7 protein-coding genes are annotated in these 8,849 nt (G+C 48.7%); 1 reads left to right on the forward strand and 6 read right to left on the reverse strand.

The genetic code is table 11. The features are described from left to right. Positions 1–76 precede the first annotated feature (76 nt). Entirely contained in the window at positions 77–3,259 is a 3,183-nt protein-coding gene (locus tag EHT87_RS25875; RefSeq protein ID WP_124909659.1) for a histidine kinase dimerization/phosphoacceptor domain -containing protein, read from the forward strand. Between the two features lie 598 nt (positions 3,260–3,857). Here the strand turns inward: EHT87_RS25875 and EHT87_RS25880 are convergent. From EHT87_RS25880 to EHT87_RS25905, 6 genes are all read right to left on the reverse strand, one after another. Next, complete coding sequence (locus EHT87_RS25880) at positions 3,858–4,331, reverse strand: methyltransferase family protein (protein WP_124909661.1); 474 nt, start codon at positions 4,329–4,331, stop codon at positions 3,858–3,860. A gap of 475 nt (positions 4,332–4,806) precedes the next feature. Next, entirely contained in the window at positions 4,807–6,039 is a 1,233-nt protein-coding gene (locus tag EHT87_RS25885; RefSeq protein WP_124909663.1) for a dioxygenase family protein, read from the reverse strand. A gap of 33 nt (positions 6,040–6,072) precedes the next feature. Continuing rightward, positions 6,073–6,954, reverse strand: coding sequence for a LytR/AlgR family response regulator transcription factor (locus EHT87_RS25890; protein ID WP_124909665.1), 882 nt, complete (start codon positions 6,952–6,954; stop codon positions 6,073–6,075). 339 nt (positions 6,955–7,293) lie between these two features. Beyond that, positions 7,294–7,641, reverse strand: a complete 348-nt coding sequence (locus tag EHT87_RS25895) for a hypothetical protein (protein WP_124909667.1) — start codon at positions 7,639–7,641, stop codon at positions 7,294–7,296. 18 nt (positions 7,642–7,659) lie between these two features. Further along, a complete protein-coding gene (locus EHT87_RS25900) occupies positions 7,660–7,980 on the reverse strand; it encodes a TMEM175 family protein (RefSeq protein WP_124909668.1) in 321 nt (106 codons plus the stop codon). 331 nt (positions 7,981–8,311) lie between these two features. Continuing rightward, positions 8,312–8,809 carry a zinc-binding dehydrogenase gene (locus tag EHT87_RS25905; RefSeq protein WP_310587578.1) on the reverse strand — a complete coding sequence of 166 codons (498 nt, stop codon included), beginning with the start codon at positions 8,807–8,809 and terminating at the stop codon, positions 8,312–8,314. Positions 8,810–8,849 lie beyond the last annotated feature (40 nt).

Here is an 8,849-nt window from a genome sequence, read left to right on the forward strand (position 1 = left end):
ATCCTGATTAAGCCGAATCGTCTGTAACGCTCTATTTTTTGTATCTTGTTCGCTACTGAATACGGGTTGTCCCAACATGGGTAAATACATCGTTCAAAGGTGGCTCATCGTCCTGTTGTACCTGCTCTCAATCGCTGGACAGGCACAATCGACGGTGCTTTATTTCAACGAACCGCCCAAAGAGACGCTGGGTCGAAACCGCAACCAACTGGTTATCAATAAATTCTTTAACGACCGTGAGGATTTTCTCTGGTTCATCAGCGGCAATGGCCTAAACCGGTACGACGGCCACGAGATCGTTTCGATCCGCTCCAATCCGGTTGATCTGAATTCCTTATCCTCGTCACGTGCGATTGATATGATCCAGGATGAGCAGGGCAACTTCTGGATTACCACCCGCGACGGTGGCCTGAATGCCTATAATCCGCAAACGGGAAAGATCGCCCATTTTCATCATGTGCCTACCAACAAAGCTAGTCTATCGTCCGATAAACTCCGGTTTCTGCAACGCGATGAGTCGGGTCAGATCTGGATCGGGAGCGATTTGGGTATGAACCAGTTCGACCCAAAAACAGGCCGTACCGTTCGGTTTTTGCCCAAACCCGGCGAAGTAGGGCAGTTACAGGGCAACCCGCTGTCGCCCATTGTGATCGAATCAGACCGGATTTATGTCAGCACCACCGTCGGCTTCGAATACTATAACCGGATTAGTAAACAATGGCATTGCTTTCCGGCGGTAGACAAACAGGGTGTGTCTGTTCCCAACTTCATCGTTGGTCTGAATGCTCCCAACAGCCTCTGTAAAGATCATCGGGGCTTGCTCTGGATGGGGGCTCCCAACCAAACCGGGCTTCAGGTATTCAATCCAAAAACCGGGCAAATCACCTCGTTCGACAGGCACACGGCCGACGGGAAACCAATTCCGTTTCCGAAAGTAATTCTGGAAGATCGATCGGGGCGGCTCTGGCTCTGTTGCGAGAACGACATTTTTCGAATTTCGGTCGATCGGACCGTGGTAGAGCACTGTATCCCGATGGCCGTCGAAAACCAGGAACCGCTAGCGGGGTTGGTGACGCTTTACGAAGATCGGCAGGGGTTGATCTGGCTGGAGCGTATAAGCGACAAGAACCCGCTCTTTTTCGATGCCCGCCAGGAACGTTACCCCAACCTGAAAATGCCGCAATTGGGCAAGATCAAGCCGCTGGCCAACGATCTGTTTCCTGACGCGAACGGCCTGATCTGGATCAGTACCGATCTGGGGCTGATTCGCCACGATCCAGGCGGGGGCGACACAAGGTTTGTGCTGAAGCTACCCAACGTTTATTCCAGTATCCCCCTGTCCGATCACCACCTGCTGCTGATTTCGGAAGATGAAGGTTTGTTTATTTTCGACAAAAAAACGGGTCGGGCCATCCCTGTCCGGTTCCATAAAGCGGGGATTAAATCGATCCAGGCCCCCATCTTTACGGTTCTGGACCAGGACGGCGACTTGTGGATCTCGACCTGGGGCTATGGGCTTTTCCGTATTCCGAAGGGTAGTTTGTCCGTGAAAACGGGCCTTGTGAGCGTCTATGAGCAATGGAAAAATGACCCTGCCAACCCAAACAGCCTGCCGTCGAATCTGCTGCAAAAAATTGCCGTCGATGCTCAGAATACCGTTTGGGTGTGCGGAGCCGCCAACGGGCTTTGCCGGGTAAACAAACACACCCGTCGCGTACAACGGTTTATGCTCCGGCAAGGCGACCCGCATGGGCTGGCCAGCAACTACACCTACTCACCCCTGGTTGATAAGCAGGGCGATGTGTGGGTAACGAGTGGATATAGTGCTCCTTTACAGCGGCTGTCGGTCAAAACGGGGAAGTTCAAAAAATATGGCATTGCCAACGGGTTTACGGATGATTATTTTGCCCATGCCACGCTGGACGGAACTGGCAAAATCTGGTTCAATCAGAATCAGGTCGTTTCCAGTATTGATCCCTTGACGGAACGAGTCACCACGTTTCCGCAGTTTGTGGGCACATCGGTCTATAGTACGCCCATTGCCGCACAGCCCATTACAGGTGAGATTTATTTTAGTTGCCAGAACAACCTACGGCGGATTAGGCCAGCCTTGATTCAGAACGCCCCCCGAACGCCGTCGCCCCTGCGACTCGTGGCGGTGTCTTGTTTCGATGCCGACGAGACGGAAACCATGAAGCCGCTACCCGAAAACCGCTGGCGAGCCCATGAACTGGCGTTGTCGTATCGGGAAAACACGCTTGAACTCAAATTTGCACTTCTGGATTACCGCAGCATCACCGGTCGGGACTATGTCTACGCCCTGACCGGGGTGGATGAGGAACCTCAGTGGGTAAGCATCGGCCTGAAAAATACCGTCAATTTTGCCCGGATGAAGCCAGGGACTTACCAGTTCCACCTGAAAGCCCGCAACAGCGACGGGATTTGGACTAAACTGGCAAAACCCCTGCGGATTACCATCACCCCGCCCTGGTGGCAAAGCCCCTGGGCTTATGTGGCCTATACACTGCTGCTGTTGCTTGGTTTTTGGTACCTGATGAAGGCCCGGCTGCGCGAACAGGCTCGCGAACTGGCCCTGCAGGACGCCGTAGTGATTAAAAAGCAGCGCGATGAGATTACTCAAAAAAATGCCCAGAACGAGCTTCTGCTGAAAGAGATTCATCACCGGGTCAAGAATAATCTGGCCGTAGTGTCGGGTTTGCTGGCGTTGCAGTCGGCGAAAGTCACTGACCCCAACGTACAGGAAGCCATACAGGCCAGTCAGAACCGGGTGCAGAGCATGGGCATTATCCACCAGAAACTGTATCAGGGCCAGCAATTAGGAGCTATTGAAATGCGCGATTATTTTAACAACCTGAGCGAAAGCATCCTCCATTCGTTCGGTGTCGCCGACCGCATTACCATTGACTGTTCGATGCCCGAACTGGTACTGGATATTGACACCGCGGTTTCCGTAGGACTGCTAACGAACGAGTTACTGACCAACTCGCTTAAATATGCGTTTGTCGGCAGGGACAGCGGCACCATTCGCCTGAGTCTGACGCGGGCGGACAACGGGTCCTTGCTGCTGCAAGTGGCCGACAATGGAATCGGCAAGCCGCCCGCGAAAGCAGTCAAAGAAACGGGCTTCGGTACCCAGTTGGTGGATCTGCTCGCCCGCCAGCTCGATGGGATTCTGACCTACGAAAACCAGAACGGAACGCTGGTCACACTCCATTTCAACAGGTCGGCCACTGCCTGAGTCGGTCAAATCCGGACCCTGCACGGGATCGTTTGGGCATTTAATCACCACTCGTCAGTTGTTGGGCTGCATTTAGTTAACGTACGCCATTACATTCATTTTTATCCGACTCCACTTCTATAAATACATGAACGCCGGGCGGTAGCTTGCATCAGTTTTCCTGGACTGTCTCCCGAAAAAATGAAATTTAAAAAGATTGACTTTATCAGGATGGCCCAACGCTTTCCCGGGCGACCTATTTAAAAGCGGTACTCAGCATTTCATAGCTTTTTGACCAAATCGTTCTCAACCCAATCAAGGAGTATATTTTGGGTAAGAATCAGGGTTCAGAAACTGGGCATCATTCACCAAGTATGCTGACAACCAATGCTTCATTTTCGTCTCAAGAGCTTTTGGGGTTTGGGAGTACGAACCCCGCTGACCATTGCCTACCTGTTCACTGGTAAACTTTTATATCCTGTTGTGAAAAAAATGTAGTGATTATCTATTTCGAACACCTTATAAAGAGGTACGGTAGAGCTAGTTGGAAAAGAGTATTCGATACATGCCAAAAGTCAGAAACGACTGAAAATCGAAAATTATCGCTCACCAACTATCCTCACAACCAACGGCGCACCTGTGCCTTGTAGCTCAGGTATTCATCACCGAACTTGCGGGTCAGGTACTGTTCTTCGCGCTCAATAATGCCTTTCTGGACCACCCCTAACAAGGGGATGAGCAGCAGCAAACCCCACCAAGCATTGGTAGCAACCGACACCGCCATATAAATCAGCGTCAACGAGAGATACATGGGATTGCGGGTATACCGATACAGGCCATTGCGAACAATGGCCGTGGTGGTGCCGCTCGGGTGAATGGTTGTCTTGTGCTGAATCATTCCCCGAAAAGCTAGTAACAGTGAAACCACCCCGATGATCAGCAAAACGGCTCCAATACTCAGGGCCGGTAGCAGGGCTAGAAACGGGGTAGGAAAAACATAGCGGAGTCCGAGTCCCAGGAGTAACGTACTCCCAAATAGGAGTGGCGGAAAGGCAATTACCCCCGCCCGATCGGCGTTTTTCTCAGTAGTCATAGAGCGAACTTTGGGAGCAAATTAATCAAAATTCGTTAGCTGGACCATCGGTCTGGTATCAAACTACTTGGCTGCGATCCAACTTGTGGAAAGCCGCATGACTTCTAACCGTTTTCCAGTCACTGTTGTCGTCGACAATCGTAAAATCAATGACCATTCCGTTTCCTGCTACGCATTCCTATCTTATTCAGGGTGGACCAGTCATAATTATACCTTTCTGAACTTATACTTTCTTTCAGCAAGTAAAGTGCCTATGTAGGGTCAATAGGTCAGTTCCAAAAGATGTTAAGCTATTGACCCAAAAAAGTCGACCTCGCTGGAAGGTTATTTTAGTGCACTAAAGTTTAAAAACCAGAAAAAAATGGTTCTTCTATCGAAACCGGGAATACTACTGAATACTAATTTTTAGCAAAAAAAAGACACCCTGGCTTCAGGATCAGATAATTTGCCCATCTGTTATAGGGCTCTACCATTTTTAATGGTGTTCAGGTTCGGCTAACTTGAAATTGCTTCCTTGGGTCTGATCTAGTACTTTCGAGAGTAAGTTAAAATTTACAGTTGTCGGCGCCAGGTTAATGTACTTATCAATGATGGCTCTATTTTTAAAGACAATAAACGTGTTTTCCACACCTGGATTTATTTTATTCAAATTCGCTTCGCTAACGGTGTCGCTAAAAGACGGCACAAACGTAAGGGCAACCTGTTTTACCTGTAATTCCAGCCCAATCTTTTCCAATTCCTGTTGCCGTTTGCTTTTTTCATAATGCTGCTCGTTGCCATAGACGAAGTAAGCTTTTAGATACTTTTTTCGGGCCCTGCTTTGTCGCTCTAAAAAAGTGATCCACCTTTTTATCCGGGTCCAATCAGGGTTGTTACCAACGAAATAAATAATGCCATGATACCGCCCGTATTTACAGACTGGACAGGTTCGGGTGCCTTTGTCGGGCCCAAAGGCATGAAAAGGGGTAAAGGAGGGCTGGTCTTCTCCAATGGAAAGCCCTGAAGAATCCTGAGTCGGGCTAATTTGTGGGTAATTGGGTACATGAAGCCCCAGAATGATGTTGTGTTCCGCTATTTGTAAATTATCGCTAACCAATACCCTCAAAATCCCACTACCACCCCGGTTTTCCAGTTTTTTTCGTTTTGCCGGGGTTAAGAGTTGATCATCATCAAAAATAAACTCATCAATATAATACGGCGTGTCGATAGCAGGTTCTTTAATGGTCAAATGAATGTGGGCAGGCTCATCCCGGCTTGGGTAGGTGCCTGGCCTGACCGTATAGATGGTATATTTTCCGCTTTTATCAGTTTTAACCCAGCCCCGAATGTAGCCGTGGGTTTGCCCAAGTGCGTTTGGTAACATCGTTCGCTTTTCGCCCGGCTTGTGCACATATCGTCCTTCGATAGTGGTATGATAATAGTAAAGCACCACCTCTGGCGCCGGCGTTTTGCCATCAATCCGGTAGATTGTTCCCGTAATGACTAACTTCTGGCCCGCTTGCCCCCAGCCAGGACTGGTATCCGTTGAGGCAATCTGATCAGGCATACCCTGATACATATACTCCCGATTCTCAAAAGCCCCACCGATCACTTTGCTATTCTCGATAGGAGTATTCACTGTTGAACGGGGTATTTGCCCGTTACAATTCAATAAGGTGACAGATAAGACCAATTGCAAACTGCGTCGAAAACCGGCTAACGTATTCATTTCGTTTTTTTGACAAACATCGTATTTAGGATGCTAGTCGTCAACCTGGAATGGCGTAAGAGGAGGGTAAATTGAGGTCAACTGATGGCTTTGGTGAAATCTGCGCTTAAATTCGGCAGCAAAGTTTCGGCTTACCCGAAGTGTACCCTTGTTTTTCAGGGTCAGGTCGTAGTCGCCATTTAATCTTGAAGTATAGGACTCCACCTGATTGATATTGACGATTGTCGATTTATGGACACGCACAAACTGATGAACAGGTAATCGTGTGGCTATCGATTTTAAGGTTTCGGTATATAAATATTTTCTTTCGTCTGTATGAATACCGATGTAAGGGGAGACAGCGGAGAAGTAGACGATCTCCTGAATAGGTATCGCGCGTTTTTTGCCACCATCCGAAACCAGGAAGGACTGGATTAATTGAAAAGAACCGGCGTCTGGTGTTGCGGTAATTTTATTCACCCCGGCTTTGGTTTTTTCTCCATAATACGGATAAACCAAAACAGGCGTGAGGTATATAATAACCAACAAATAGCTCTGTTCTGCGAGAGTGTATTGAAGCGTTTGTTGAATGGTAAAAGTGTGATAGTAAAAGGTTTTAGAAAGCACCCATACGAGTACGGGAAACGCAAAGAGATGAATGGTGAACGGCAAGATAATCGCTAGCCATTGAAAATGAGCTGGTCTTGACTTGGTACGCTTTACAAGAGTATATTGGGCCAAAAGGAAAGGGGCAAAAAGCCACCAAAAAGTGCTGAACAGAAAGGATTCCGAAAAATAAAAAGCGGAGTTATTAAGGCTGGCGCGCAAAAAATCCTGGGTAATAATGAGTGTAACAACGACTACACTACCCACCAGCATACGGCGGCTCATGTTTCTATCGATCGAATTAAATTTTAGTGTTAATTGCTTATCCATGGGACTAGGTTTGTGGACAAATAACAAATGATAGCAACTTTTTTATCGCAAAATTTAGAGGTCTGAACAGTCAGGTAGATCAAGTCCGTAATTTGTCTCTTGAAAGGCTTACACACCAATTACGACCGTTCCTGTTTCGTAACTTTGTTCAACGGTCGATCTTGGCAATGAGGAGCGTGGCTTTCTTTTTCGGGCACTGGCGTATGGCTGATCGAGTTAGCCTGGTATAACGGCGACCACATTCCAAAGAATACTTGAAACGATCAGCGTATCAATGGCTACTTGGGGACTATCCACTCTAACTGGAGTTCAAAGGTCATTCGCATCGGTACTGATCTTTTAATGTGAACCGGCCATGCGACGCTCATACCGACGGCGGGCTAAACGGATGATGAGCGGAATCACCATCCAGGTAAAGGCCAGTGCAAATGGGTAGCCCAGGAAACCGCCCAGAAAAGCTAAGGAAAAACCGATGGGAACGCCCAAATGACCCAGGGAGATCTGCTCCACTAAATGGGGATTGGTAGAGGGATCGATCAACCGGTTCTGCCGGGTCGCGTACTTCCACATCCACCATTGCAGCAGTCCCGTCAGAGCAATGTTGGCCGAATACCACATCATGGGGACCGACCAATAGGAATACTCCGAATAAAAAGCCGTTGTAAAGGGAATAAAGGCAATACACATCAAAAACAGCAGATTCCGCTATAACAAACCTTTATCAAAGCGCCGAATAATTCCGAAGTTTCGGTGATGATTGATCCAGTATTGACCAATGACCAGAAAGCTTAATACGAACCCAAAGAATTTGGGAAATAGCTTCCTGAACTCCCCCGGCCATTGCTGATACAACTGCTCAATGGACGGAGCATGACCGGGTGTATGATGACCTATCTCGGGCACTTTAATTTCGATGACCAAAAGGGTAATGGCAATGGCAAAGACCGCATCGCTGAAAAAGACGATCCGCTCAAAGGACAAAGCATCCGGCCCTTGATGGACCTCGGTTGATTGATCAGGATCCATTGGTATAGGAAGATGGTTGACTTTTGAAAACGCTACAAGATAGGCGGTTGCGGTATTTTTTTCAACTCACGGAATGACATCTGTTTCCTCTGATTTCAGGAGCGTTGATGTCGCCCACTAAGAAGCAGCCACAGGCGGTCCGGCATCGTCAGCGACCAGGCGTAGGCATTGACCGCGTAGCCCAAACCGCGTGGTGGTTTGGGCTCCTTGTAGGTGGAAATACTTTGTCGGAAGAGGGCCTGTGTTAACGGCGCTTGCCAATCCGGCCATTGCCGCCGGTAATCAAGATATGGTGAGTTTGTGGGGCTGTGTTTTTCATGGCTCGGCGGTTTCAGGCGTTCAGGGAATGGTTGGGAGTGAGGATCACTTTGCCATAGGCCGTTCGGGATTCGGCCAGTTCCATAGCCTGCTGAATGTGGTCAAGGGGAAAACGGGCGGCAATCCGGGGTGTAAGCACACCACTGTCCAGCAGGTTCATGATCTGGGCAAAATCCTCCTGGGAGCGGGCTTGAAACGCCTGACTACCCCGACCCGCCATGACGTCATAGAACAAGGCCCGGCGACCATTGGGCATCAGGTTCCACCAGGTTAAGTGGGCGATCAGGTCGATGAAGTTAACAAGCATCGATTTAGTACTCAGCATCGCTGAGGCAATGGCATAGCTGACCAGGGTACCACCCCGTTTGAGTAAGCGAAAAGACTTCGTAAGACCGGCACCACCCACGTTGTCGAAAACGGCATCTGGACTTGTTACATTTGACTGGAGACTTTTTTTAGGCAGATTTGGGAGACTAACTCCAATTTGACTATGGTTAAACGACGTGTTTATGACGAAGCGTTCAAGGGAATGGCAGTCGAGTTATCTTATG

Source organism: Larkinella knui (genome assembly GCF_003858645.1).
Lineage (GTDB): Bacteria > Bacteroidota > Bacteroidia > Cytophagales > Spirosomataceae > Larkinella > Larkinella knui.

Excerpts from the sequence above, each read along its gene's own strand:
- EHT87_RS25875 (WP_124909659.1), top strand. The coding sequence starts at position 77 with ATGGGTAAATACATCGTTCAAAGGTGGCTCATCGTCCTGTTGTACCTG.
- EHT87_RS25880 (WP_124909661.1), bottom strand. The coding sequence starts at position 4,331 with ATGACTACTGAGAAAAACGCCGATCGGGCGGGGGTAATTGCCTTTCCG.
- EHT87_RS25885 (WP_124909663.1), bottom strand. The coding sequence starts at position 6,039 with ATGAATACGTTAGCCGGTTTTCGACGCAGTTTGCAATTGGTCTTATCT.
- EHT87_RS25890 (WP_124909665.1), bottom strand. The coding sequence starts at position 6,954 with ATGGATAAGCAATTAACACTAAAATTTAATTCGATCGATAGAAACATG.
- EHT87_RS25895 (WP_124909667.1), bottom strand. The coding sequence starts at position 7,641 with ATGTGTATTGCCTTTATTCCCTTTACAACGGCTTTTTATTCGGAGTAT.
- EHT87_RS25900 (WP_124909668.1), bottom strand. The coding sequence starts at position 7,980 with ATGGATCCTGATCAATCAACCGAGGTCCATCAAGGGCCGGATGCTTTG.